Source organism: Lentzea sp. NPDC037011 (assembly GCF_055607425.1).
This window is the reverse complement of record NZ_JBVJRT010000030.1, coordinates 1-1,335: the sequence shown is the minus strand read 5'-3', so window position 1 is coordinate 1,335 and position 1,335 is coordinate 1. Positions and strand designations below refer to the sequence as shown.

Sequence of the window (1,335 nt, the reverse complement as noted above, 5' to 3'; positions counted from 1 at the left end):
GTTGGAAGCTTCTATGTCAAGCGGTGGCGGGTAGTTGGGTGTTTGTGCTGCTCATGTCGGTTTTGAGTGCTGTGTAGACGATGTCGGAGAGGTGTCGTTTGAGGGCGCGCAGGGCGGCTTTGCGGGTGGTGTGGGGTCGGCGTTGCCGGTAGCGGTCGAGGTAGTCGCGTGCTGCCGGGTGGTGGCGTAGCTGGGTGATGGCCATGCGGTGCAGGGCGGCGTTGAGTTGCCGGTTGCCGCCGCGGGAGAGCCGGAATGTCGGTGTGTTGCCGGTCCAGATCGGGATGGGTGCGGTGCCGTTGTGCGCGGCGAAGGCGGCGCTGGTGGGGAACCGGGTGATGCCGCCGGTCTCGCCGATGATCTTCGCGGCGGTGAGCACGCCGATGCCGGTCAGGCCGAGCAGGGCCGGTGCCATCGGCCGCACCAGCTCGCCGAGACGCCGCTCGAGGTCGCGGATGCGGGTGCTGAGGGCGGTGATGTCGGCCAGGAGCTCGGTGGCCAGGTCGCGGCGCACTGAGCCGGGCAGGGCGCGCAGCCGGTCGGCCAACCGGGTTCGGGCGCGGGCGCCGGTGAGGGTGGCGGTGGCGGCCTCGAGTGCGGGGTCGAGGTCGTGCAGGTGCCAGCGCAGCTGGTTGATCGTCGCGGTGCGCCGTGCGACGAGGGTGTCGTGGTGGTCGACCAGCAGCCGCACGTCCAGCGCGTCCTGGTCGAGGTGTGCGGTGGGCAGGCCGTCCTCGCGCAGTGCGGCGCGGGCGGTGGCGAGGGCGTCGATGGGGTCGGACTTGCCCCGTGTCCGGGCCGCGCGGCGGGCGCGGGCCATGAGTTTGGGGGGCACGAGCACGACGCGCTGGCCGGCGGCGAGCAGGTAGCGGATCAGGCCGCCGGCCAGGCCCCGGCCGTCCTCGACCGCCCACAGCACCTGCTCGGCCTGGCCGTGTGCCCAGCTCAGCAGCGTGAACCAGGCGTCCGGGCGGGCGGGCAGCGTGCGCTGGGCGAGCTTGCGGCCGGCCTGGTCGGCGGTGACCGCGGTGAGCGTTGACTTGTGCGGATCGATTCCGCAGACCACCATCGGCACTCGTGTTCGTCCTCTCGGCCAAAGGGAGACAACACACATCCCTCGGATCGGCTGGACGACACACCTCGGTCGAGGTGGGTACAGCGTCTGGACCACGCTTCTATCAAGTCAGGCCGGCCGGTCCGAGGACCCTGGTCGCGGTGGACATTTCCAACACAAGCCACCCACCATCGGGGGCGTGGTACTTGAGAGTCACCCCACGACCAGGGCCGGACACTAACCGCTGATCACCAGCGGCACCACCAACTCTGACACCGAGT

At 70.4% G+C, this 1,335-nt stretch carries 1 protein-coding gene; it reads right to left on the bottom strand.

What is annotated here, in order from left to right; all coding sequences use genetic code 11:
* Positions 1-16: 16 nt before the first annotated feature.
* Positions 17-1,069: an IS110 family RNA-guided transposase gene (locus tag ACZ7CH_RS40775; RefSeq protein WP_470376428.1), complete on the bottom strand. Its 1,053-nt coding sequence runs from the start codon at positions 1,067-1,069 to the stop codon at positions 17-19.
* Between the last annotated feature and the right edge of the window lie 266 nt (positions 1,070-1,335).